This is a genomic window from Rathayibacter sp. VKM Ac-2856 (assembly GCF_013205055.1).
Taxonomy (GTDB): Bacteria; Actinomycetota; Actinomycetes; order Actinomycetales; family Microbacteriaceae; genus Rathayibacter.
Genome location: NZ_JABMLF010000007.1, coordinates 16477 through 38878, shown reverse-complemented (window position 1 = coordinate 38878; position 22402 = coordinate 16477). Strand labels below are relative to the sequence as shown.

Below are 22402 nucleotides of genomic sequence, written 5' to 3'. Positions count from 1 at the left end.
CGCTGTCGAGCGTGAGCTCCGTTATGACCTCCGTGGCCAGAGCCAGACGGACGGTGGTCACTCCTCCAGCGATTTGTATAGCTTGTCCTTTAGCTGTTTCGACGAATCAAATTGCTCTACTCGACCAGCAACTGAACGACAGGTTTCCTGGTGGAACGAGGTGGCATGAGCCGACTGCCTCAATCGCTCAAAATGGATCGCTCTCGCTGCTTTCTCCGAATGTCAATAATCGCAAAATGAGTTCTGGCTCCTTCGAGGCGGGTTCCAAGTTTATCGTGGCTTCGACTGCTACACGGCGTACTGCCCCCACCTCGACATAGCGTTCATTCAAGTTTCCCCAAAACTCCAAGTCGGCACTGTTCTCTAGGATGTACCAGTCCGAGGAGTACATCTCACCCGTGATAGATAATTCGACAGCTTGCGAAGCACGGTGAGGTGACGAGTCACTGACTATAGGCCCGCCAATAAGATCCACGGCAACGATATGAGCATTTTCCAGTTCTCTTGGAAGGTCTAGGTCGCCATATTCACTTTCTACGACGCCCCCCTCGCGCGGATCATACTGCCATCCCACCGACTTACCGATTAGAGTAAGCGCAAGGGAAATGATCTTATTGGAGACGTCGGCCCGCTCTTTGGTAATTTTTGTCTTGATCTGCTCGATCCGAATGATGGCTTGTTGAAGTGTCTGTGCTTGCATTACACGACCGTCGTTGCTGCCATCGTCGCGAAGGTCTGATTCTAAATCGGTGTGCAGGCCACTTTTGTCGTCATTCAGAAATCCTTTGTCGTTGGAAATAAAGATCAACGTATCATCGATGTTGAGATCATTCGCGACCGCGCGGACGCCTTCCCAGATAATGTAGTCCCTGAATCCGATGGACTGTGTCGTTCCGTGTACTTCGACTTCAAGGAAAGGGCGCCGCCGCTCTAATTCGCGCTTCACAAGTACGTCAACTTCGACTCGTGGGTACGAGTCGATGACTACATGATCGGCAGCGAACGTCTCACTCAGGCGGTCGTGGATTTCCGCACGAAGCAAGTTCAAGCTACTGGACACTTGGCCAGAAATCTTTCGCATTTTCTCCGGATGCCCGCGACTTCGCTTGCGCACGACGGTCTCAACCGACTGCTCAACCTCGGCTACGTCGTCCATCTCCTGGCGGCGAAGTTCTGCAACTACGACCGGTGAAATGCGCAATTCGCCCCCAATGGTCTTGAGTTCGCCAAGGAGCTGCTGGGCCTTCCCCTGCAGATAGGGGTTGCCGTTCAATGCGTTTGCATCCGGGTAGACAATAATCACTCGGCCATCATGCCGTGTAATCACGTACGACGTGGCGAGCAGCCTCCGTAGAGGCTTCGGAGGGTGGTCGCGACAAGGGGTCGTCGCGCGGACGTTCGGCGTCGGCTTCAGTGTCGCTTCTCGTAGATGCCTGCACAACGCGTCGCGCCACCCCGGCACTCGTGCAGACGACCGTGAACATTCAGATGCTCAAGGTCCCCTGCACAACTGACGCGAGCGCCGCCGAATTGTTCCGCAGAGGGATGGTTCACCGGGCGCGCGAATTTCAAAGCGAGCACGGTCCGCGGTCGACCCGGGAGCCTCGTCGTGACTGCTCGTGCACCTCACCGTCCCGAGTGTCGCCGAGGACCTCTGGAAGGTTTCGGGGGATGCGCAACACCCATCCCCTCGTGAGTAGACGGTGAAGAAGTTCGGTGCAGCTCGTTAGAGGTCGGTGAGGGCTCTCGTGCCGGCCTCGATGTTCTTGTAGCGGCAGACTTCAGTCACGGTATCGAGACGAGTGACGAGCCGCTTCTCGCGGTCGACTGTCATGGTTCCGAGTAAATGGGCATCGGCCGGGTGTTGAAGCCGGATCACGGTTTCACGGTCCGCTCGGGTCGCCCCGACCATCCGGTAGGCGTCGTTTGGCCGGCCCCAGACGGGCAGGTTTAGAGGAAACCCCAGGCGAGCGGCGAGAGGTTCTGGCATCAGCTGGTTCGTCGACAGGTCCCGAGGGTCACCTGCTGCGATGTACCGGCCGGTCGTCGCGTTGAGCGAGTCGGTCACGCCAGTCCGGTCATCAACGCACAGGTACGACGCCTGCCCGGGCCAAAATTCGAGCTGATACGTCTCGATACGACCGCGCTCCTGGCGGGTAGCAGTGCATCGGTACGAGAATCGCTTTCGCCAGTTGGTCATGATGGCGATCGCCTCAACGAGGACGTCGAACTCGCTCCAAACCCTGGAGGACACCCCCGATCGATCACCTTCCCGGGCCTCTCGGCCGCCGACGTGTCCGAAGCTCGAGTCAGCCTCGCTCATGGATCCGTTCAGTTGTTCAGCGCCCATCTCTCGACCCTTGCACGATCGTCCGTGGGCGTCCTCTGAGCCACACTCTCCGTCGACCTTCAATCAGCGACACCAGGGTGCTGCGGGTTGTCCCGTATGGGGATGGCCGACCGGACGTTGGCGAGGGGGATCCCCCTCCCCCCGGCACGGCGGCTCCCTGTCATCAACTTGCGTCGAGTTCCGCCGGCGATCGCCCGTGTGGCTCGAAGGTGATTTCGGCAACGTCTGCGCATTCGGCGCTGATCAGGTCGAGGGAGTTCCAGAAGTACTGGTTCTTTGACTGGTCGCCGCCGAGGACGGCTAGAAGGTTCTGTTTCCCGAGTCGAGCCGCGTCGGTGGCGGTGTCCGTGGAGGTGGAGTAGTCGAATGAGTCGAATGCTTCGTTGAGTTGGGTGCTCGTGGTGGGTGAACGCTCTGCCGCGAAGGATGTCCAAGCGTTCTCGAGCGCAAGACACGGGGTAGCGTCCTGGTCGTCTGCTAACTGCGCGCAGCCGCCAGCCGCGAGGATTGCTGCGAGGAGGCCGAGGGTGAAGCCGACCGCTCGACGGTGCCGCTTCGGCGGGAGGTGGATCGGTCTTGCCTGGCTCATAATGCCCCCCGTCGCGTTCAGGTCACCCTACTTCGACGGGTACGGGTTCAAGCGAGGTCCGAGTCTCGCGCCCAGGGGAGAGTCGATGAAGCGTCCCGTATGGGGATCGGTGACCGGTACACGCAGACGCGACATCGAGCGCCGCGAAAATCCGCGGTGCTGAGTGTGTGAATTTCGACGTTTGGTGGCGGCGTTTTGATGCCGTTCCGTGTCGTATGAGCTCAGCGGTTGTGCGTGGTTGCGTGCGGGTTCGTGGTGAAAGGTGAGCTAGCGGGAGGGTGAGCGCCGGTCGTCGTCGTGTGGGCGTAGAGCTATCCAGAGACCGCAGCGGCGACACACGTACGCGGCGCCTCCATTGAGGGCGTGGACGTGACGCCTGTTGCGGAGCTTGCCGCAGCAGGAGCAGACGACTCGGCTGTCAACGGTCACGGGAGCTGATCGTGTCGGCGGTCCCAGCCCTCCGGCAGAGGCGGTTTACGTAGGCGAACGCTGACGCGAGTGGGTCGCGTCTCGCAAGCATCGATGGGCATGGTCCGATCATCCTCCCGGCGGGTTCTCCCCGCTCGGGTCTGGTGCGGAACGGGAGCAGCTAGAGCATGGAGCCGAGGTCGGAGCCGAGGGAGGGGTAGGTGGCGGTCATCGATTTGAGCTGTCGGGTGGTGAGGCGGAGCTTGATGGCGAGACTGAGGATGTTGATCAGTTCGGCGTAGCCGGGGCCGAGGAGGTGTGCGCCGAGGATCGTGTCGGTGGCCTTGTCGATGATGATCTTCGTCGCGGCGGTCGTCTCGCCGATGCGGTAGTTGGAGTACCAGTCGCTGGTGTCGAGGTGTCGCACGGTGATGTCCGCGCCGCTGGCTCTCGCGTCGCGTTCGAGCGCGCCGACGCGGTTGAGTTCGGGGATGGTGAACACGGTGGTGGGCACGGCCGTGTAGTCGGGGGTCGTGGTGGTGCCCTTGAGCATGTTGGAGGCTGCGACCTTGCCCTCGAACACGGCGACCGGGGTCAGGGGTCTTCCTGGCGTGTCGGCGCAGTCGCCGGCCGCGTAGACCGCGGGGTTGGTGGTGCTTTGAAGGTGTCCGGTGACCGTGATTCCGCGGGGGGTGGAGGCGATGTTCGCGGCGTCTAGGTTCAGGCCGTCGAGGTTCGCCACTCGCCCGGCGCCGTGCACCACGAGGTCGGCGCCGATCACGAACGTCTCACCGTCGCGCTCGAGCGCGACGTCGAGACCCGCTGCGGTGGCAGTGACGCTGCGGATGGTGGTTGCGAGCTGCACGGAGATGCCCGTGCTCCTGGTGCGCTCCACGAGCAGGTCGACGAGGTCCGGGTCGAATTCCTTCAACGGGTGCTCGCCGTGATCGATGATCACGCAGCTCGTTCCGGCGCGGGCGGCGATGTGCGCGAACTCGAACGAGATGAACCCGCCGCCCACGAACACGATCCGCTCCGGAAGCCGATCGAGCTCGAGGAAGTCGCTGCTGTCGATCAAGTGCTCATGCCCCGAGAACGTCAGCGGCCGCGGGCGGGCGCCGGAGGCGATGAGGAACCTCTTCGCCTGGTGTCGCGTCCCGTCGACGTCGATCTCGTTCGGGCCGGCGAACCGGGCGCTGCCGTGGAATGTCGCGACCCCGTTCCCGACGAGCTCGTCCTCCATTCCCTGAGGGACCCCATCGGTGAATCCTCGCTTGTGGGCCATCAGCGCCGGCCAGTCGATCGACACCGCGCCCTCGGTGATGCCCTTGCCGCGCATCAGGTGGGCGGCGTCGATGACTTCCGCTCCACGCCGGAGGATCTTCTTCGGATCACAGCCGCGCAACGCGCACGTCCCTCCGTAGGGAAGGGCGTCCACGATGCCCACGCGCCAGCCCTGAGCGGCGCACTTGTTCGCAGCCGTCGTGCCGGCCATCCCGGCACCGATGACGAACAGGTCGAACTCCTCGCTCATCGCATGCTCCTTCCCGCCGGCAGCGTTCGTCGCGGTCGCACTCCCCTCGCTCATGCGGCGGAGAGGGCGGAGCGCAGCTGCTCCATCGTCGGCGCGCCCGCGAGCCCGTCGGGTGTGACGTAGATGCGGCAGGCGAGCCCGACCGTCGCGTTCGGGTCGGGGAACAGGTCAGCGCCGTCCACCACCAGGCTCGGCGAACCGTGGAAACCGATCGCTTCCGCCTGCTCCACCGACTCCACCAACAACGGCGTCACAGTCAGATCGGGCCGGTCCTGGGCGAGGTCCGCGAGGCGCGCAGCGGCGACCGTCCAGTTCGGGCATCCATCGAAGTACTGCAAGGTGATTTCCACGACCCGACCGTAAACCCTGCACCCGACTACAAGGTCAAGTGGTGGAATGAGGTCATGCGAATCGGAGAACTTGCCCGCACCACCGGAGTGAGCGCACAGACGATCCGGTTCTACGAACGCGAAGGACTCCTGCCCTTCCCTGAGCGGGAGACGAACGGGTACCGGCAGTACGACGACGACGCCGCTTCTCGGTTGCGATTCATCCGAGCGTCCCAGACCGCCGGCCTGACCCTCACCGACATCAGCAGCGTCCTCGCCCTCCGACAGGCCGGAGAGACGCCCTGCGAGCACGTCACCACCCTGCTCACCAGCAGGCTCGATGACGTCCGCGCCCGACAGCGGGAACTCGCGATCCTGGAAACCGAGCTGGAGCACGCCCTCGACGCGAGCCGTGCACTCGACCCCGCCGACTGCACCGCGAGCAGCGTGTGCCAGATCATCACGGGCTCTCACAACGAGCTCCCGTAAACGAACGTCGGTGGCACACCGCCCAGGACCACTCCACCGTCCGGCGAGTCGTGTTCAACGGCTCGTGTCCGAGAGCTACGTACCGCGAGGCACGTCCACAGTACAGTCGGCCCATGGCATCGATCGGATACGCCCGAGTCTCGACCAGGGACCAGAACCCGGATGCGCAGACTGACGCGCTGACGGCCGCCGGCTGCGAGAAGGTGTTCGTGGAGCACGCCTCCGGGGTGCTCGCGAAGCGACCCGAGTTCGGCAAAGCGCTCGACTATCTGCGTGAGGGCGACTCCCTCGTGGTGACCAAGCTCGACCGTCTCGGCCGGTCGGTGCGGAACCTGAAAGAGGTGGCCGACGATCTGCAGCAGCGGGGGGTGGGCTTGAAGGCGCTCTCGCAAGGCATCGACACGACCACTCCCGGCGGGCGACTGTTCTTCCACATGCTCGCCGCGATCGCAGAGTTCGAACACGACCTCATCGTGGAACGCACCCACGACGGCCTCGCCGCCGCTCGCGCTCGCGGACGCAAGGGCGGCGGGCGTTTCAAGATGACGCCCACGAAGGCGAAGCAGGCTCGCGCGATGTACGACGAGAAGACCTACACGGTCCAGCAGATCGCAGACACCTTCGGTGTCTCTCGCGGCACCATCTACCGCCACCTGACCGAAGACCGCTGACGCCGAACTGCGCCACGAAGCGGCGTCAGAACGCCGCCACTGAGCGGCAACATCCACAGCTGAGTGTCCCGTTAGACCCGTCCGGTGATTTGTTCGGTAGGGGGGCGTCAAACGGGATACTGGTCCAATGGCTGAGCTGATCGGATACGCCCGCGTCTCGACGGACAAGCAGGACGCGCAGGCGCAGCGTGACGCGCTGCTCGCGGCCGGTGTGCCGGCGGAGCGGATCTACGTCGACGCCGGCCTCACCGGCAGCAACCGCGAGCGGCCCGCGCTGCGCGAGGCCCTGGCCGCGTGCGACGCTGGCTCGACTCTGTTCGTGACGAAGCTCGACCGCCTCGCCCGTTCGATCACCGATGCGCGCGACATCGTGGACGAGCTCACGCGCAGGGGAGTGCGCCTGAACATCGGCGGGTCGCTGCACGACCCGAACGACCCGATCGGGCGGCTGCTGTTCAACGTGCTGGCGATGATCGCGGAGTTCGAGGGCGACCTGATCCGCGCGCGCACGAAGGAGGGCATGCGGGTCGCCAAGGCGAAGGGCCGGCTGCGCGGCCGCGCGCCGAAGCTCTCCCCGAAGATCGAGGCGCACCTGGTCGCGGAGTACCGCTCCGGGAACTACACCGTCGCGGAGCTGTCGGAGCAGTTCGGTGTGACGCGCTCGACGGTCTACCGCGCAGTCGAGCGGGCGACCGTCTCGGAGTTCCGCGCTGTGGACGTCACGCTCCCGCTTCCCGCAGCGGAGTAGCCCTCAGCCGCGAGTGACCAAATGGGCATCTAAAGCGGCGTGTCGCGTCGCGCTAATCACAGCCACAGCTCTACGTTAATCACATGGCTACGACGCGGCGTCCCCGAGGAACGATGGTGGAACCCACCAACGTTGCCTGGACCGTCGAGAAGCAGGCGCGAGATCGCTTCAACGACATGGCGTCGCACGCCAACGTGTCGTCGGCGGTGTTCTTCGAGCGCCTGGTCGAGCACGTGCAAAGCGAGCTGACCGACGAGGGTGTTCCCTCGTGGTGGCCGTCGCAGCCGACCCTTCTTTCCGATGAGGAGCTGCCCATCGACACCCGTTAACGCATTAGGCCCGTCGCTCTCGCGACGGGCCTAGAAGCCTTGGCTTCCCACCTCGCACAGTTTGGCGACTCAGAGGTGTGAAGCAGTCCCACCCAAGAACCGGTTACCAGCCGGGCCTTTGGTGTACCCGCCGGAACGTACCCGGAAGGAATGACCACATCGTAACAGCGGAGTTCGTCTCCGTGCACTCCCGACCCACCCTTTTTTCAGGGGAGCGGTCGGTCGAGCTTGCATCCGAGACGTCACAGGCGGCCGCGTCGCGGCCGAACAAATCGCGGTCGGGCTCGTGGAGCCCCGAGCCGGCACCGGGCGCCTACGCGCCGCTGCCGTGCTGGACGTCCGGTAGCGCGTGGTTCGACGCCGTGTTGGACGCCCTGGCAACGCCCGAGGGCGAAGCCGTGCGAGCGGCTGTGAAGGTCGCACCGCACACGCTGCTGCTCGTCGCTCAGGAGGACATGCGCTCGGCCGACGTCGGTACGGGACGCGGCGTCACGACAGCGCACCAGACGGTCGCGGATCGCCTGGGCATGTGCAAGAGGACCGTGCAGCGCGCCCGAGAGATCCTGCTGCTGTTGGGCCTCGCCGCAGTCGTCATCGAGGGCCGATACCTGTGCGAAGGTGAGCGCGTTGCCGCGCAGCTCGCGCACGGTGGCCGCCAGCTCCGCATGGCTTCCACGCGGGCGCTCGTGATGCCCCGTGCGGCTGCCCTGCGCGCCGCGTGCGCGGCGCCGGCTCCGGTTCCGTCCCGCGTCTCGCAGGGCGGCCGGATCACTCGATCTGTGGAGAATGTCCACCTACCCCGTAGGCGCCACGTTCCTCCTACAGCTCCAGTTAAGAAGATCCCACCAACGCGCGGTGGACCGCGCTTGGAAGCCGCTTCGCGGCAGCCCGGACGAGGAAGTGACACACGGCGCAGCTCGATCGGTCGGCCGGCGGTTCCGAGACCCATTGAACTTCAACGCTTCGCCGCTGCGCTGGCTCAGCGCATCCCTTGGCTTGCTCGCGGTGTGCACGTCGGTCACGTGGTTGGGATGCTCGAGCGGTCAGGGATCGACGTCTCCGAGTGGAGCGTCGAGGGGCTGATGTTCGCTATCACTGCCTGGCTGACGCGGGACGGTCGCCGCGTGCCGGACACGTTCACCAGTCGCAACGCTCTCGGGTTCTACGGCTGGGCGATCCGCCAGGTCATCACCGAGCACTCGCGGTTCGACCAGGCTCGTCGTGACGCTGCGGCGGAGCGGGCCGCTGACCAGCAGCGACGCGCCGCCGAGCGAGCCGCGGAGGCTGCACGGCTGGCGAACATCGACCAGGACGAAGTGGATCGGGTGATCGCTCAGATGAAGCGCGATCAGCACGAGTACGAGCGGGCAGCTCGGGAGCGCGAGGCGGCACGCAAGCGCGCCGCCGCCGAGGCTCGCGAGGAACTTGCGATCCGTACCGCGGAGCTACGATCACGGGGCTGAGCACGCACCGAGGCCATCCATCCGATAAGCGGCGCGATGCCGGAGATGGGCAGCCGTCAGGAGTGCCCCGCAGGGGCATCCCGAAGGGACGCGGAGCGCTCTTGACGGGTGATCAGCGTAGGCAAGAGTGAAGCGTCGGATGGACGGCCGGACCGCAGTCGGCGCGATCAGCCCGGGAACGAAGAAGCCCCCGCGAGCTGTGCTCGAGCGGGGGGCTCCGACGCGAGCGAGGGGGGTCGCTGCGTCACGGTCGACGTTACGTGTTCCGTCCTACCGCGGTGGGGGCTTGCGGGACCGACGAAGGCGATCGTCCGGTCGCTCAGGCTGCGTCGTCAGTCGATTCCGTAGCGCTGTTTTCCGTCGAGTCGCCGGGAGCGCTGTCGCTCCCCGGTGAGCGACGCGAACGAGGTGCACGGCCGCGGGACTGGTCGGGCCGCGGTACTCCGGCTGCGCGGAGTTCCTTCTCGGACCACCCGGTAGCGAGCGCATCGGCCCACGCCCTCGTGTGCCGACTTTGCGCGTCAGTGAGAGCCGCGCGTGCAGTGTCAGTGTCGTTCGCGGCGGTGACGATCGTGCGCACCGCTGCGACTCTCTTCTCGACACTCGCTTCGAGCAGCCGGCGTGCGGCGTCGGCGGCGTCCTCTGGGTTCCTCGTGTTGTCGCTCATGGGATCAGGCTACATGCCCAAATGGGCATCCGGAAGGCGCCGCAGCGTCGCCCATCCGGAGGCTGTTCCTTCCCGCGACGGGTGCCCGTTCGTGGAGCCGCTTTGCTGCACCATCGCTACGCTCGGGCAGAGCGGTTTTTGGAGCAAGCTGTCCGTTTACCGCTGGTAAATGGCTTGCCGGGCTGGCGCTGCGTTGGCTCCGGGTGCACACTAGAGGTGTGGTCCCCGCCGGGTGGCGGGTTCGCTGCGCTGGCAAGGGAAGGGCGGGTGGTTCGAGTGTCGGAGTCGACTCCTCGACGGTTGTTCGCTCGGAAAAGGCGCGAGAACGCACCCGAGGGGGCACGCGAGAAGTACTACCGCGTGTACGTCACCGCCGAAGAAGATGCGGCGTTGCAGGCTCGCGCAGTTGTGGCCGGCGACATCACGGTTCCGCGACTCTTGTTCGAGTCTGCGATGAACGCGCAGGTCCGCACGGACGCCGAGTGGAAGAGCGCAGTGGCCGAGCTGATGCAGGTTCGCGCTGACCTTGGCGGCATGGCTCGTAACCTCAACCAGCTCGCGCGGTTCGCGAACACCGAGGGGCAGTTCCCCGCACAGGTCGAGGACTTCCGAGCGCAGTTCGCGGCACTTGTCCCGCAAATCAGCGCAGCGTGCCGTGCAGTGGCCGGCAAGTGATTCCTAACGTCACCTACGGCTCGCAGATGGGCGGGCTGATGACCTATCTCGCTGGCCCCGGTCGCTCGAACGAGCACACCGAGCAGCACCTGGTCGCTGGCGACTCCGCGATCATGGCGCTGTACGGCTACGAGGTGCTGGACCGCGACGCAGCTCTCGCGATCGCACGCGATCTTGACGAGCCGGCCGAGGTGTACGGCACGAAGGTCATGCGGTCCGTGAAGCAGTTCGACCGTGCGACGGGAGAGCCGATCGTGGATCCGTCGACGGGCAAGCAGGCCGTCGTGAAGCAGGACGTGCACGTGTGGCACTGCTCGCTCTCTCTCAGTGCCGAAGAGGGCACGCTGACGGATGAGAAGTGGGGAGCGATCGCCACCGATTTCGTGCAGCGCATGGGGTTCGCCGGCGACGACATCGGGAAGGCGAACGCGCGATGGGTCGCGGTTCGTCATGGCGCGTCGAAGAACGGCAACGACCACATCCACATCGCCGTCTCCCTCGTGCGCGAGGACGGGACGAAGGCGCACATCCCCTACGACAAGCGGCTCGCTCAGAAGGTCAGCCGTGAGCTGGAACGCGATCACGGTCTGACGCAGCTGCACCCCGAGGGGCGTGAGCTCGGAGAGCGCGGGATCGTCCCCGGAGCCCGCGAGGCGGCCCGCACACGCAACGCGGTTGAGCCCGACGTGCGCCGCCTCGAGCGCAGCGTCCGCGCTGCTGCATCGTCCAGCGTCGATGAGGGCGAGTTCGTGCGTCGGATGCGTCAAGAGGGGCTGCTGGTGCGCCCGCGTTTCGCGGTGGGCCGCAACGACGTCGTGCAGGGCTACAGCGTGGCGCTGCGCCCCGAGAAGCATGAGCCCGTGCGCTGGCACGGCGGCGGGACCCTCGCGCGCGACCTGACCCTCCCGCGACTGCGCGAGGGGTGGCCGGACGAGCCGTTGAAGGCGACAGAAGCGGCCGAGGAATGGCGCGCGACGTCGAAGAACCCGTGGCGCTATCAGCCGGTGAACCCGGGCCGCGAGGTTGCCGAGCCCTCGCCCGATCTGTTCGCGAAGTACGCCGCCGACATGGACCGGTTGCACCAGTACATCAACTCCGTCGACCCGTCCGACCGGTCGACGTGGGCACACGTGGCGCGTGAGACGGCCGGCGCCTACGCCGCGTGGTCGAGGCGCATGGAACCCACCCCCGGACCGCTCGCGGACGCTGCGCGATCGCTCGCGCGGTCGGCACACCTGCGCGCCCACGAGACGCGACCGCGACCCGCAGCGATGCCCTCGAGCGCGCACACCACTGCGCTGATCCTGGCGGCCGCCGGCAAGAAGAAGAACGCGGCCGCTGAGCTGCTGCTGCTGCACCAGCTCGCCCGCATGACTCACGCGATCGCTTCGGCGCACAAGGCCGCCGGTGACGCACGTCGGATGAGCGAGCTGTCGCAGACGCTCCGCGGTCAGTTGACCGCAGTGCGAGACAGCTACACGAAGCAGGACACCGCGAACAAGGCCGAGGCGTGGGAGGCCCAGCGGGCCGCTCTGCCGCCCGAGCTGCGGCAGTCGCGCGAGGCGGTCGCCGCGTCGTTCCCGACCGGGAGCCCGGTGCCGACCAAGCTCACGCCGCGCGAGCAGGAGAGCGCCGACGCGCTCCTCGCCAAGCGCGCCCGAGACGCCCGCGAGAAGCCCGGTCACGACCGCGGCGGACTCGACCGATAACCAGGCACGACAGCCATAGGGGGAGGAAGTCATGAGTGACGATGAGGTCGGCCAGGAGGTCGGTCAGAACGTTCGAGTAGCACTGACGATCGCGATGCAGATGGGCGAGAAGTTCGCCCGCCTGCGGGAGGAGTTGGCGCGCGACGCGCAGGCTCGATCGGCAGCTCAGGCGCGCGAGCTCGCTGCGCGGTTCGACGCCGAGCGGGGTGCCGCACGAGCAACGTTGCAGGTCGTGGACCGGCCGGAGTGGTGGGATCGCGCGAGCATCCAGGACGTCGCCCGCGTCGCGGAGACGGCTCAGGCGTGGAAGGGCCAGGACCCCATCGCGGAGCGTGCCGCGGCCGTCGTGCAGCGCGAGGTGATGGAGCGCTACGGCGTCGACACTGCCGTCCTGCGCGACGCCGCCACCCGCGGAAAGTCCGAGCTGGATCTGGCGAAGGAATGGGCGGCCACGTCTGCGCCGGAGCACTACCACCGCCACGACGAGGACCGTCTCACCATGCAGGTCGGGGACCGCACGGAGCCGGACACCGGCGCGCAGCGCGCCCTCATCACCGACTACCGCGCCGCTCTCGCCGGCGACGTCGCGACTGTCGAGCTGTCGGTGGCCGAGGAGTGGAAGCGGGACACGGACCCCGCCGGGTTCCAGGGATACCGCGTCCAGACGTCGATCGACTGGAACGACGCCGGCCAGGTGTCCACGCCGGACCCCGCGACCGTCGCAGCCGCTCGTGCTGCACTGGTCGAGGAGTGGAAGGACGCTGTTGCTCCCGAGCGCGCGCGTGCCGGCACCGAACTGACCGAGGCGCAGGTGCTCATCGCTGAGGCGGACCGGCTCGACCGCGCCAACGACGCCCGATCCGACGCAGCAGCTCGAGAGGTTCCCGGCGCGGCCGACGTCGACAACGGCCAGGCCGTCATGGCTGCCGAGCTGGAAGCGCGCGCCAACGACTACGACCGCGATGCCGCCGCCGGCGGCACCGAGCACGCGAGCCCGGACGAGCTGCGCGAGCTCGCAGCCGACGCCCGGGCGCAGGCGCAGCTCTACCGCGACACCGCCCCCGCCGAGCGCCAGGACGCCGCTCAGAGCGCCAACGGCACCTCAGGCGACCCCACGACCCCGGCGTCCGATCCTCGTGCGTCAGCGGCGCGCGAGGCGGGCGAGGTGGCCTACGACAGCTCGGAGCGTCGACAGGCCACCGTTCACGCGATGGAGTCCAAGGGAGTCCCGCCGCACCTGATCGAAGCGCGGATGAGCGCTGACAGCGCCCACGCGACCCCGGCCAGCTCCGCTGTTACCTCGAAGGCGGCCACGAGCACCGTCCCGTCGACGCGGCGCACCCGCGGCCGCGGCCAGGGCGCCGACCGTGGGGACCTCAGCAGGTAACCGCCACCACGCGCGAAGAAGGGGAGCACCGACTGGTGCTCCCCTTCTTCTTTGCCGTTCAGGCGTTGGTGCCCGCAGGCTCTCCCTCGGTCGTCCGCTCGGTGTAGAGCGGCGGCTGACGGTCGGGCTCGAACAGGCCCTCGACGGGACGCTCGTAGGGCAGAGGTTCCCCGACCCGGTTCTCGTCCTGCGAGTCCGCGAACGGCCCGTCTGGGGAGAGCAGAGCGGTCATGTGCGGATCGCAGTGGTTGATCCACCAGGTGCTCATCCCGGCTTTCTCGTCGGCTCTGGCGGCCTCCCACGCTCGCCACAGGGCCTCGATGCGCTGCTGCGCCTCCGCGCTCGACCACCAGGCGGCTTTCCAGCGCAGTCCGCTGCCGGAGCCACCCCGGATGACGCGGCGCCGGTAGGTGCCGATCAGCTGCTTGCGCACGAACTCATCCGCTGACCCAAAGAACGTCGTCGGCTCCTCCTCTGCGCCCTCGTAGGCTCCCGGGGTGAGGTCGTCGTCGTCCACGCCGCCGTAGATGTCGCTCATGATCCCTCCACCGGGGCGAGCGGCCGGTCAGCGCCCGGCGCCGGTGCTGGTGCTGCCGGTGCAGCGCCGCCGGGCTGGTTCCGCGCGATCGATGCGTTGATACCCGCGACGAACTCCTTGGGGCCGTCGAACCACGGCACCGTGCGCAGCATCGCTGCACGGGAGCCGGAGGACATCATGATCGCTCGACCGGTCTTGCGTCCCTTCCGCGGGATCGGGAGCGTCGCCAGCTCCGCGACGTCGAGGATCTTCTCTCGCTTCAACGCGGTGGTGGTCGAGCGCACGCCCTTGTTCATGCTCGCGGAGGTCGTCTCGCGGTCGTAGGTGCCGATCAGATCGGACACCATGCCCAGGAACTCCGGCTCGGAGATTCCGCCGGCGTAGAGCTTCACGTTCGCGGCCGACCAGAGCTTCAACATGCCCTCCTTGCCGAATACCCCGATGCCCTGCGACCAGGACTGGAACACCGACATGATCGGGATGCCCCGGGAGCCGTAGTGGCTGTAGAGGTCGGGGAGGTCCCGCCAGCGGCAGACGTTCGCGGCCTCATCGAGCACGCCGAGCATCGGCGTCTGCATCCGGCCGCCGGGCGACACCGCTGCCAGCTCCTCCGCCGCCTCGACCGTCGCGGCGGTCAGGGCAAGGACGAGAGGGCCGGCGCTGCCGGCGCCCTCCTTGGACAGGCTGTAGAGCGTCCCGGTCGAGCGCACGAACGCGGCCGGATCGAACTCCGGGCGCGGGTCGTTCTCGCCCTGCCGGTTCACCCACTGCCGGGTGCCGGAGTCCTTCAAGCAGGACGCCATGCGGCGGGCTGTCGAGTAGACCGATCCGCGCTCCCTGTGCTCGAGGCGGGAGGAGCCCTGCACGCTGCGTGCCATCAGGGTCCATTCACTCGCTGCGAGGATGTCGCCGGCCGTCTCGTCGCCCGGGGTCGTCGTCCACTCGTAGACGTCGGTGATCGGGCGGCCGTCGATCGCCGCCGCCAGAAGGAAGCCCGCGAGCAGTTCGCGGCCGGAGGGCTCGAAGTGCGCATCGGTTCGTGCGCCGAGCTCGCTCGACCCCGACGCGAAGTGCTGCGCGAGCTTGGCCGCCTTGGTGTCGTCGGTGACGTAGGACAACGGATTCCACCACCAGGACGCCGGCTCGACGGCGACCCGCTGCGGATCGAACACCCAGACGTTGCCGGCCTGCGCACGTAGGTCCCGCGTCGCATAGAGCACGTCCGGCTTGTTCGACGTCGTGACGACCGCGCCCGGCGCATTGGCGATCGCCGGGATGACGAACGATGTCGACTTGCCCACACGGGGACCGGCGAGCAGCAGCGTCATGTCCTCGAACGAGGCGTAGAGCGGACGGCCGTCCGTCAGCAGCGCCCCCACAGGGACGCCGAAGGAGTCGGGCACACCGAGACGCGCCGACTTCTGCTTGGCCTCCTTGCCGCGCATCTGACGCAGCTCGTTCGGCGTCGCCATGTGGCGGGCAGCCCAGTCGAGCGGGGTGCGGTGCTTGCCGCCGCTGGACTTGATCAGCAGGAAGAACACGACCAGCACGACGAGAACGGCGCCGATGCCGCCCGCAATCCACGTCGCAGTCGCAGGCCAGACGAGGCGGCCGCGGAACACGTCGACCACGACGCTGACGAAGTTCGAGGGGTCGGTGCTCATGTCGGGGTTGACCCCGTCCGCCTGTGATCCGACGCGAATCGCGATGTATAGCCCCAGGATCACCACGAGTGCACCGCCGGCCGCGATCGCTATCCCGAACCCGCCGCCGGCCTTCCCCGGCTCTCTGCGGCGGTTGTTGGTCATGCTCATCAGTTCGTCCTCTCGGTCGTGTAGATCGGGCCGACCCACCGCGGGGTCGGGTCGTCGTCGGGTGCCTGTTGCGTGGTGCCCCAGTGCACGAGGGCAAGACCGCGTTCTACGAACTCGATCGGAAGGTCCGCGGCGTGGAACTCATGCCAGGGCGAGCTGGTGACGCAGGACCACAGGTAGCCCTCGAACGCGAGGGTCGAGGGGCAGGTCATGGCAGCGCGGGAATCATCACGGCGGCGACGGTCGCCGCGCCGGCTGCGGTGAACAGCCAGCCGGCGATTGAGAGCGCGTGTGGCCGGGTCAACGTGCGTTGCGTCCAAACGTCGGTGCCCTGCACGACGACGTGGCACAGGCTGCCGAGGCCGAAAATCACGACTCCGACGAAGCCCAGCCAGAGGTTCACGGCAGGATCTCCACCACGACCGGATCGGTCGCCAGCGGCTCGTTCGCGCGTCCGGCACGGGAGGTGGTGTGCCAGAGCTTGTTGGTGTCGTTGACGTCGAGCTCGGCGCTGGTCAGCTGCACCCGGATCGGAATACCGGGCCGGCCGCCCACCTTGATCAGGAACCGGCCGCGCCCGGGAGGCTCCGACTCATGTCCCGATACCGGGTCCCACGCGGGCGGGTCCTGCCAGCTCGTCAGCATCGCTTGTTCCGCGTTCGACATCGGCACTGCGGAGGTCAGCAGCGGCATTTCCGCGCCGGGGAGCCCGCCGCAGATCACCATGCCGGAGCGCTCCACGAAGCCCTTGGCCTTCATCTGATCCTCCTGCGAGGACAGGGCCAGCAGGTCGCTCATCGTGTGGCTGATCATCGCCAGGCCGACACCGCGGGCACGGTTCAGGCGGGTGAGCGCGTCGACGCGATCGACCATGCCCTTGCCCGCGCGCAGCGCCCGCCACAGCTCATCGAGGATCACGAAGTAGTGCCGGCGCGGTTCCAGCCCCGCTTCTGCGAGGGCGGAGGCGACGTTGACCGTTCCGAAGCCGGCGGACCAGCAGGCGAGCAGGATGCTGGCCTGCAGATCGCCTTCGGAGTCATCGATCGAGGACACGTCGTAGACGACGGGGCGGTCCCGGCGCATCGGGGTGGTGGTCTGGCGGGAGAAGATTTCGCCCAGCCGGCCGCCGGTCGTGAGGCCGATGAGGGAGGCTTCGAGGTTCTCGGTGATCGCCTTGTAGCGGGCGAGGTCGCCGCGGTCGAGGGCGACCTGGCGAATCTCGTCGGGCGCTGCCTGGATCACGGCCAGAAGATCCGCTAGGACGGGGATGCCCTCGTGCGTCTCGTCCAGGTACTTCAGCGCCCGGTCGATGATCGTCTCTTCCCGGTCGCTCGGCGGCTCGGAGCGGAGGATCGTCAGCAACGCGGCGATCATCGTGTGCCGGCGGCCGTGAGCGTCCGCGAGCACCTGCGACGCGAGGCGCTGCGATTTCACCGCGTGCTTGCGCTCCTCCGCCGAGTTCTCGCCGCGAGCGTCGAGCTCGGAGGCGCGCTCGAGGGCCTGGTCGGCGTCGTCGCGGAGTCGCTGCGCGGCGACCGTCGCCTCGCCCGGGTCGAGGATGTTGAGGTAGCCGCGGCCGCGGCCGAGGGTGATGACCTGGCCGTCGAGGGCGCGGATCAGGTCCACGTAGTCGGGCTTCAAGTCACCGAGGACCAGCGGGAGGGTGCCGTATCCGGCGAGCCCGGTCGCCATGCGGCGGGTGAGCGAGGACTTCCCGAGGCCCGGCTTACCGAGGACAAACATCGACGGATTCGAGATGAGCTGCGCCCGCTGGAACCAGCTGATCGGATCGCACAGCACCGACGCCCCGGTGGCGAGGTTCTTCCCCAGCGGCACGCCGATCATGGGAGTTCCGGTGCCGACCGAGAACGGGTACAGCCCGCACACCTGCACGGTCGTTGCGCGGAACTCATCGGCGGGCTGGATCGAGACGGCCTGCCCGCCGCCACGTCCCAGCCACCCCGTCGAGGTCGGGCGCATCGGCCGGATCGGCGCGACGTTCTTCTCGACCTTTTGCTTGCCGCCCTGGTGCGGGATCGCCCGCTTCTTCCGCGACCGCTTCGAGGGCTTCTCGCGCGCCAGCGGTGATGCCGCAGCGCGAGCCGCAGCAGCCTCCTCCTCCTCTTTGCGGGCTCGGCGGGAGCCGGCACGGCTGTACGTCGACGCCGACGCGGCCTCCGCCGTCGACGGAGCGCCGACCGCACCCGTGGGCACGGCCGTGTCGAACACGTCGACGTCGAGAGCTTCCTGCTCCTCATCGACTCCGCCGGCGCCGGTGGGCAGCTCGTCGGCATCCGTGGAGACGTCATCGGGCGTCTCGTCGCGGTGGCGAGAGAAGAACTTGGTGCTGATGATGCTCACTGGGAACCTCCGGCAGTGATCGGGGCGGGGCGGTGGGACTTAAGCGGGGACGGCACCGGACACTCGCCCGGTGCCGTCCCCTGCGCGCTCATCGAGGTCACAGCGCTTCTCGGACCTCGTTCGGGATGCGCAGGTGTCGCGGGAGGACCAGGCCGAGCGGGAGCGCGGCGGCGAAGGCGGAGTCCTGCGATCCGTAGGCCGGTCGCATCCGCAGCCGTGCGGCGGAGGTGAGGGAGTCGACGGCGGCGCGCGCTTCGGGCTCCTGCGTGCGCTGCATCGTCGTGGCGGTGACGATCAGGCCGAAGTTCATCAGCCCGGCGCCGGAGGCTTCCTCCGCGGCTGTCGCCTGCGCCGAGCGCGTCGAGAGCGTCGAGCGGGCGGTCGGCTTGGTCGACGCGGAGGAGTTGAACTGCGCGGCGTTGAGGTCTGCCTCCACGAGCGCTGCGGCGCGGGCGGGGTCGATGGGGCGGTAGAGCAGGGTGACGCGCTTGCGGGCGATGTCGCGGTGCGGGGCGAGCAGGCGGGCGAGGATTCCGGCCTGCACGACGCCGCGCGGCGGGGCGGTCATCGTCCACGACGTCGACACGGCACCGTCGTGCCGGTACGAGTCCCAGTGTGCTTCTGCCGCGGCGGGGCCGACGTCGGTCCAGGACAGGTCTGCCGTCTCGCCCGCTGCGCGGGCCTGGTCGATCAGGACTGCGGCGTCGGGGTCGTAGGCGGTGCGGATGACCTCGCACAGCTCCTGCGCGTTCAGAGGCCGAGCAGCGCCGGCGCCGGTTGCTGCGAGGGAGTTCGTCAGACCGGGAATGCGCGCGGAAAGATCCGCAGCCACTTCCTTGGCGTTTCGGCGCTTTCCGCCGATCCGAGCCGTGGCCGTGAAGGTCAGTGCGATGTACGCGCGGATGGTCGCGGAGCCGACCGGGTAGCTGTCCACGACCTCAGCGAGCATCGCTCGAGCGAACAGCGGGGCGTCTGGGTCCATCGACCCTTCGACCTCCCCGCGCAGCCGGGTGCCGGTGTCCGGAGCCGTCTCGACAGTGACGGAGGCGGCTTCGATACCGGGCTCGTCTCCGAGGTTGGCGAGCCAGATGCCGTACTCCGCGACCTGGTTGTTGATCTGCTCCTGATCCACCAGCGCGGCGCCGTCCGGCTCCGTCGCCAGGACCACGGTGAAGTGCTTCGTCATGGGGGTGCTGATCAGGGCGAACCGGCGGCCGTGGGAGTCCTCGTGCTCGGTGAGCTGCGAGGGTGCGGCCAGGCCAGGCAGCTGGAACGTCCCCCACTTCGCGCGGCCGATCGGGCCGGAGCGGTAGATGTTCGCTCCCTTGCTCTTGGTGCGCCACCAGTTCACGCGGACCACCGTCCTTCCTAGGGCTGACTGCCCGTGCTTGTCCTTGACCGAGACGGTCAGGAGGATGCCGCCGAAGACCCCGGCGACGATGAGTGCCGGCCCGAGGCCGGCGAACATGGACGCGACGATCGAGGACAAGATGCCCACGAACATCACGAGGGTGGCGAGCTGCCCGAGCCCGCCGAGGCCGGCGGTCTGGGGCTTTCGCCAGTTGCCGTAGGTGCGAGCCTTGACCGGCTCGGGTGCGGTAGTGGTCATGGTCTAGCTCCCGTTCTGGTTGCTGCCGGTGGCGTCGTCGGTGGCCGACTTCACGGCTCCCGCCGCGTGCTTCGCGCCTTCGGCGGCCTTCATCGCGACGGCGACGCCGGCGCCGATCGGCCCAGCGGCGGCCACGCCTCCCGCGGCCGCTCCGCCTCCGGCTGCCGCTCCGGCACCCGCTCCGGCACCCGCTCCGCTTGTTGCAGCTCCCGCACCGCCGGTAGGCGCCGCACCCGCGGCACCCGTCCCGGATGACGACGCTGGCGATCCCGGAGAGGAGTTACTTCCGGTCGGTCCGTTCGTCGACGAGCCGCCGCCTCCGCCTCCGGACTTTCCGCCCCCGTTGCTAGCCCGGATCGCACCGGTGGCAATGTCTCCGGCCCCGCTCACCGCTGCTGCGCCGAGCAGGAGTCCTGCGCCGCCGCCGCCACCAACCGAGGCGATAGCAGGAACGAGGAAGCGCATCAGCGCAGGTAGGGCAATGAGCGCGATCAGCATCAGTGCGAGGCCCGTGACAATCTGGAAGAGGCCAGTGCCGTCCGACTTGAACAGGTCGGTGCCGGTCATCCGGAACGCGATCGCGTAGACGATCGCGGCGGCGGGCTTGTAGAGGATGAAGGCGAGAGTCCAGGCCATCGCCTTCTTGAACCACTGCTGACCGATTTCGGTGTTCGTCGCGGCCGCGGCGATGGGGAAGATGCCGGCGAGGACGACGAGCATCGCGCCGCGGAAGATCATCAGAGCGATCTGGATATAGGTCATCAGGACGGCGAGCATGCCGAGGAAGAACAGACCGATCAGGCCGATGGGCGCGGTCGCGGTGAGGCTGATCATCGCGAAAATGTTGGTGCCGAAGCAGTTGCTCTCACCGTTGGTGACGTCGCAGTTGGTGGAGTTGTTGAGGATCCAGATGGAGAAGGCGTCACCCGCCTGCGTGGCGAGACGGATTACGACGAGGCCGGCCCCGGCGACAGCGATCAGCGTCAGCACGGAGCGGGCGAGGGTGCGCAGCTCGCCCGCGCGCTGCGTCCAGACCATGCGGCCCGCGGCGACGAGGATCGAGAGGATTGCAAGGCCGCCGGCGTACCACTCGAGCTGCCCCTGCACCCAGCCGACCACGCTCGAGGATTCATTGAGGTGCATCGCCAGCGGGAGGAACCCAGCTACGAGCGCGGATGCCGAGGAGAGCAGGAACACGGCGAGGATGATGACGCCGATGCGGCCCATGTGCGCCTCGCCGTCGCCGTGGCGACGACGGCTGCTCATCATCACGCCAGCGATGATGAGCGACATGACGGCGAGGCCCGCGGCGACCCACGTCACGTAACCGAGGATCGTCTCGAATGCCTCAGGCAGCGGCGGGGTTCCGCCGCCGTTGACGCCGCCTCCCCTGTCGACCACGGTCACCGGGGAGGGGACGTTCACCCAGAGGGTGCCTAGCGAGACAATCGCTTTGCCGTAGCCCTCGAGGATGTTGTTCACGAATTGCTGCAAGGCATCGTTCGATGCCTGAGAGACGATTTCACCGAGGCCCTGACCGGCCTGGCATCCGAGGTCCCAGAAGTCGCAGGGGGCGTCCGTAGCGGCGGCGGGGTTCACTCAACACCCGCCCATGGCACGTAGCCACCCAGGCTCTGCAGGGTGACCGGGCGGTAGGAGCTCTGGCCGTCGTCGGTGAGCTGGACTTTCCAGTCGCCCTCCGACCAGCGCAGCTCCGTTGCGATACTCATCTGTACTCCCGTGTTCAGGCGGAACGCGATATCGATCGTCGCGGCGTCGCCGGTGTAGGCCAGCGTCTTGAAACCGATGATCTGAGCGCTCAGTCCGTTGCTTGTGTTGGAGCTCTGGCGAGCCATTGCCGCATCGCGGCCAGGCCCGGGGACCGAGAGCTTGTCGGTGATGGAGTCGCCAAGGCTTCCGTTGGTACCCATCGCCCAGATGTTCGCCGTGGCGAACAGGGCACCCTCCACCGTGTGCGCGTAGCAGCGGCGGAGCCCGTCGCTGTCGGTCGCACCCGGGCCGACGTCGGCGCCTCCGGGAGCGGCCATCGTGCCGACGATGGTCCATTCGGTCACGGGGGCGGCGGTGAGGGTGCCGCTCTCTTCGTACCCGGGAAGTCCGCAGACGCTTGCGGCGTCCGCGTCGGCCTCGGGCGTCGCCGCGCTCGTCGGCGTCGCGGTGGTGGCGGGCGCGCTCTGCTGCCCGCCACCACCGCCGAGGGACGTGACAGCGAGCAGAATCGCCGCCAGTACGAGGACTCCGAAGATGATCGCTCCGAAGATGAATCCTCGACTGGTGAAGGGGCTGCGGGATCCCGTGTCGCTCATGACGTCGTGCCTTTCGTTGATCGGTTGGTTTCCCCGGGACGCTACGCGCCCATCAGGAAGCCAACGATCGTGAACGCGGCGGACACGATGATCACGCCGACGAGCAGGCGGCCGAGCCAGCCGCCGATTTCTCCGCCTTCGCCGCGGCGGGCGGAGACGGTCATGGTGACGCCGAGGATGATCAGGCCGACGACGGCGACGCCGAGGCCGACCCACTTGGCCCAGCCCATGACGGTGGTGAAGGCCTCGAACCCGGGGGGCATGCCGCCGGGGCCCGGGTCGGGCACGACACCGGCGAGGGCGCCGGCGGCGGTGATCAGCTCGGAGGAAAGAGCGAGAACAGACATGGTGTGCTCCGTTTTCTTGGTTGGTGGTGCGGGGTTATCGGTGCCGCCGGTTGGGGCG

At 67.5% G+C, this 22402-nt stretch carries 22 protein-coding genes; 8 read left to right on the top strand and 14 right to left on the bottom strand.

Translation table 11 applies throughout. From position 1 onward, the window contains the following. Positions 1 to 187: 187 nt before the first annotated feature. The 5 genes from HQQ82_RS19240 to HQQ82_RS19220 all read right to left on the bottom strand — a co-directional run bounded on the left by HQQ82_RS19240 (position 188) and on the right by HQQ82_RS19220 (position 5231). Entirely contained in the window at positions 188 to 1303 is a 1116-nt protein-coding gene (locus HQQ82_RS19240; RefSeq protein WP_173235965.1) for a PIN domain-containing protein, read from the bottom strand. Positions 1304 to 1726: 423 nt separating this feature from the next. Beyond that, complete coding sequence (locus HQQ82_RS19235; protein WP_216848813.1) at positions 1727 to 2350, bottom strand: hypothetical protein; 624 nt, start codon at positions 2348 to 2350, stop codon at positions 1727 to 1729. 163 nt (positions 2351 to 2513) lie between these two features. Then, the gene (locus HQQ82_RS19230) at positions 2514 to 2939 is read right to left on the bottom strand and encodes a hypothetical protein (protein WP_173235961.1); all 426 of its coding nucleotides are present in this window, start codon (positions 2937 to 2939) and stop codon (positions 2514 to 2516) included. Between the two features lie 589 nt (positions 2940 to 3528). After that, positions 3529 to 4881 (bottom strand): NAD(P)/FAD-dependent oxidoreductase, encoded by a 1353-nt coding sequence (locus tag HQQ82_RS19225; protein WP_104338096.1) that lies wholly within the window; start codon positions 4879 to 4881, stop codon positions 3529 to 3531. A gap of 50 nt (positions 4882 to 4931) precedes the next feature. Further along, positions 4932 to 5231 carry a thioredoxin family protein gene (locus tag HQQ82_RS19220; protein WP_173235959.1) on the bottom strand — a complete coding sequence of 100 codons (300 nt, stop codon included), beginning with the start codon at positions 5229 to 5231 and terminating at the stop codon, positions 4932 to 4934. 54 nt (positions 5232 to 5285) lie between these two features. On the opposite strand from HQQ82_RS19220, the gene HQQ82_RS19215 reads away from it, so the two are divergent. The 8 genes from HQQ82_RS19215 to HQQ82_RS19180 all read left to right on the top strand — a co-directional run bounded on the left by HQQ82_RS19215 (position 5286) and on the right by HQQ82_RS19180 (position 13348). Then, the gene (locus HQQ82_RS19215) at positions 5286 to 5699 is read left to right on the top strand and encodes a heavy metal-responsive transcriptional regulator (RefSeq protein ID WP_173235957.1); all 414 of its coding nucleotides are present in this window, start codon (positions 5286 to 5288) and stop codon (positions 5697 to 5699) included. Positions 5700 to 5812: 113 nt separating this feature from the next. Further along, positions 5813 to 6370, top strand: a complete 558-nt coding sequence (locus HQQ82_RS19210; RefSeq protein WP_104338094.1) for a recombinase family protein — start codon at positions 5813 to 5815, stop codon at positions 6368 to 6370. A 127-nt stretch (positions 6371 to 6497) separates the two neighbouring features. Then, positions 6498 to 7118 carry a recombinase family protein gene (locus HQQ82_RS19205; protein ID WP_104305026.1) on the top strand — a complete coding sequence of 207 codons (621 nt, stop codon included), beginning with the start codon at positions 6498 to 6500 and terminating at the stop codon, positions 7116 to 7118. Between the two features lie 116 nt (positions 7119 to 7234). After that, a complete protein-coding gene (locus HQQ82_RS19200) occupies positions 7235 to 7447 on the top strand; it encodes a hypothetical protein (RefSeq protein ID WP_146082602.1) in 213 nt (70 codons plus the stop codon). Positions 7448 to 7809: 362 nt separating this feature from the next. Next, a complete protein-coding gene (locus HQQ82_RS19195) occupies positions 7810 to 8910 on the top strand; it encodes a hypothetical protein (protein ID WP_173235955.1) in 1101 nt (366 codons plus the stop codon). Positions 8911 to 9937: 1027 nt separating this feature from the next. After that, positions 9938 to 10252: a plasmid mobilization relaxosome protein MobC gene (gene mobC, locus HQQ82_RS20715; protein ID WP_173235953.1), complete on the top strand. Its 315-nt coding sequence runs from the start codon at positions 9938 to 9940 to the stop codon at positions 10250 to 10252. Then, positions 10249 to 11961, top strand: coding sequence for a relaxase/mobilization nuclease domain-containing protein (locus tag HQQ82_RS19185; RefSeq protein WP_173235952.1), 1713 nt, complete (start codon positions 10249 to 10251; stop codon positions 11959 to 11961). The genes mobC and HQQ82_RS19185 overlap by 4 nt, the downstream gene beginning before the upstream one ends. Positions 11962 to 11992: 31 nt before the next feature. Continuing rightward, positions 11993 to 13348 (top strand): hypothetical protein, encoded by a 1356-nt coding sequence (locus HQQ82_RS19180; RefSeq protein ID WP_146084500.1) that lies wholly within the window; start codon positions 11993 to 11995, stop codon positions 13346 to 13348. A 58-nt stretch (positions 13349 to 13406) separates the two neighbouring features. Here HQQ82_RS19180 and HQQ82_RS19175 read toward each other — a convergent pair whose 3' ends face one another. From HQQ82_RS19175 to HQQ82_RS19135, 9 genes are all read right to left on the bottom strand, one after another. Next, entirely contained in the window at positions 13407 to 13886 is a 480-nt protein-coding gene (locus HQQ82_RS19175; protein ID WP_173235950.1) for a DUF4913 domain-containing protein, read from the bottom strand. Further along, on the bottom strand, positions 13883 to 15550 hold the full coding sequence (locus HQQ82_RS19170; protein WP_254071681.1) for a type IV secretory system conjugative DNA transfer family protein: 1668 nt from the start codon (positions 15548 to 15550) through the stop codon (positions 13883 to 13885). The genes HQQ82_RS19175 and HQQ82_RS19170 overlap by 4 nt, the downstream gene beginning before the upstream one ends. A 149-nt stretch (positions 15551 to 15699) precedes the next feature. After that, entirely contained in the window at positions 15700 to 15912 is a 213-nt protein-coding gene (locus HQQ82_RS19165; RefSeq protein WP_104277469.1) for a hypothetical protein, read from the bottom strand. After that, entirely contained in the window at positions 15909 to 16103 is a 195-nt protein-coding gene (locus tag HQQ82_RS19160; RefSeq protein WP_104277468.1) for a hypothetical protein, read from the bottom strand. The genes HQQ82_RS19165 and HQQ82_RS19160 overlap by 4 nt, the downstream gene beginning before the upstream one ends. Next, on the bottom strand, positions 16100 to 18061 hold the full coding sequence (locus tag HQQ82_RS19155) for an ATP/GTP-binding protein (protein ID WP_308470833.1): 1962 nt from the start codon (positions 18059 to 18061) through the stop codon (positions 16100 to 16102). Before HQQ82_RS19155 ends, HQQ82_RS19160 begins: the two co-directional genes overlap by 4 nt. A gap of 97 nt (positions 18062 to 18158) precedes the next feature. Beyond that, positions 18159 to 19670 (bottom strand): SCO6880 family protein, encoded by a 1512-nt coding sequence (locus HQQ82_RS19150; protein WP_173235946.1) that lies wholly within the window; start codon positions 19668 to 19670, stop codon positions 18159 to 18161. A gap of 3 nt (positions 19671 to 19673) precedes the next feature. Further along, positions 19674 to 21269, bottom strand: a complete 1596-nt coding sequence (locus HQQ82_RS19145) for a hypothetical protein (RefSeq protein ID WP_173235944.1) — start codon at positions 21267 to 21269, stop codon at positions 19674 to 19676. After that, complete coding sequence (locus HQQ82_RS19140) at positions 21266 to 21997, bottom strand: hypothetical protein (RefSeq protein WP_173235942.1); 732 nt, start codon at positions 21995 to 21997, stop codon at positions 21266 to 21268. Before HQQ82_RS19140 ends, HQQ82_RS19145 begins: the two co-directional genes overlap by 4 nt. Before the next feature lie 41 nt (positions 21998 to 22038). Beyond that, the gene (locus HQQ82_RS19135; protein ID WP_104277465.1) at positions 22039 to 22344 is read right to left on the bottom strand and encodes a hypothetical protein; all 306 of its coding nucleotides are present in this window, start codon (positions 22342 to 22344) and stop codon (positions 22039 to 22041) included. Between the last annotated feature and the right edge of the window lie 58 nt (positions 22345 to 22402).

Bases quoted from the DNA above. Each gene is read 5' to 3' on its own strand.
- HQQ82_RS19235 (WP_216848813.1), bottom strand. From the start codon at position 2,350: ATGGGCGCTGAACAACTGAACGGATCCATGAGCGAGGCTGACTCGAGC.
- HQQ82_RS19230 (WP_173235961.1), bottom strand. From the start codon at position 2,939: ATGAGCCAGGCAAGACCGATCCACCTCCCGCCGAAGCGGCACCGTCGA.
- HQQ82_RS19225 (WP_104338096.1), bottom strand. From the start codon at position 4,881: ATGAGCGAGGAGTTCGACCTGTTCGTCATCGGTGCCGGGATGGCCGGC.
- HQQ82_RS19215 (WP_173235957.1), top strand. From the start codon at position 5,286: ATGCGAATCGGAGAACTTGCCCGCACCACCGGAGTGAGCGCACAGACG.
- HQQ82_RS19210 (WP_104338094.1), top strand. From the start codon at position 5,813: ATGGCATCGATCGGATACGCCCGAGTCTCGACCAGGGACCAGAACCCG.
- HQQ82_RS19205 (WP_104305026.1), top strand. From the start codon at position 6,498: ATGGCTGAGCTGATCGGATACGCCCGCGTCTCGACGGACAAGCAGGAC.
- HQQ82_RS19180 (WP_146084500.1), top strand. From the start codon at position 11,993: ATGAGTGACGATGAGGTCGGCCAGGAGGTCGGTCAGAACGTTCGAGTA.
- HQQ82_RS19175 (WP_173235950.1), bottom strand. From the start codon at position 13,886: ATGAGCGACATCTACGGCGGCGTGGACGACGACGACCTCACCCCGGGA.
- HQQ82_RS19170 (WP_254071681.1), bottom strand. From the start codon at position 15,550: ATGAGCACCGACCCCTCGAACTTCGTCAGCGTCGTGGTCGACGTGTTC.
- HQQ82_RS19165 (WP_104277469.1), bottom strand. From the start codon at position 15,912: ATGACCTGCCCCTCGACCCTCGCGTTCGAGGGCTACCTGTGGTCCTGC.
- HQQ82_RS19150 (WP_173235946.1), bottom strand. From the start codon at position 19,670: ATGACCACTACCGCACCCGAGCCGGTCAAGGCTCGCACCTACGGCAAC.
- HQQ82_RS19140 (WP_173235942.1), bottom strand. From the start codon at position 21,997: ATGAGCGACACGGGATCCCGCAGCCCCTTCACCAGTCGAGGATTCATC.
- HQQ82_RS19135 (WP_104277465.1), bottom strand. From the start codon at position 22,344: ATGTCTGTTCTCGCTCTTTCCTCCGAGCTGATCACCGCCGCCGGCGCC.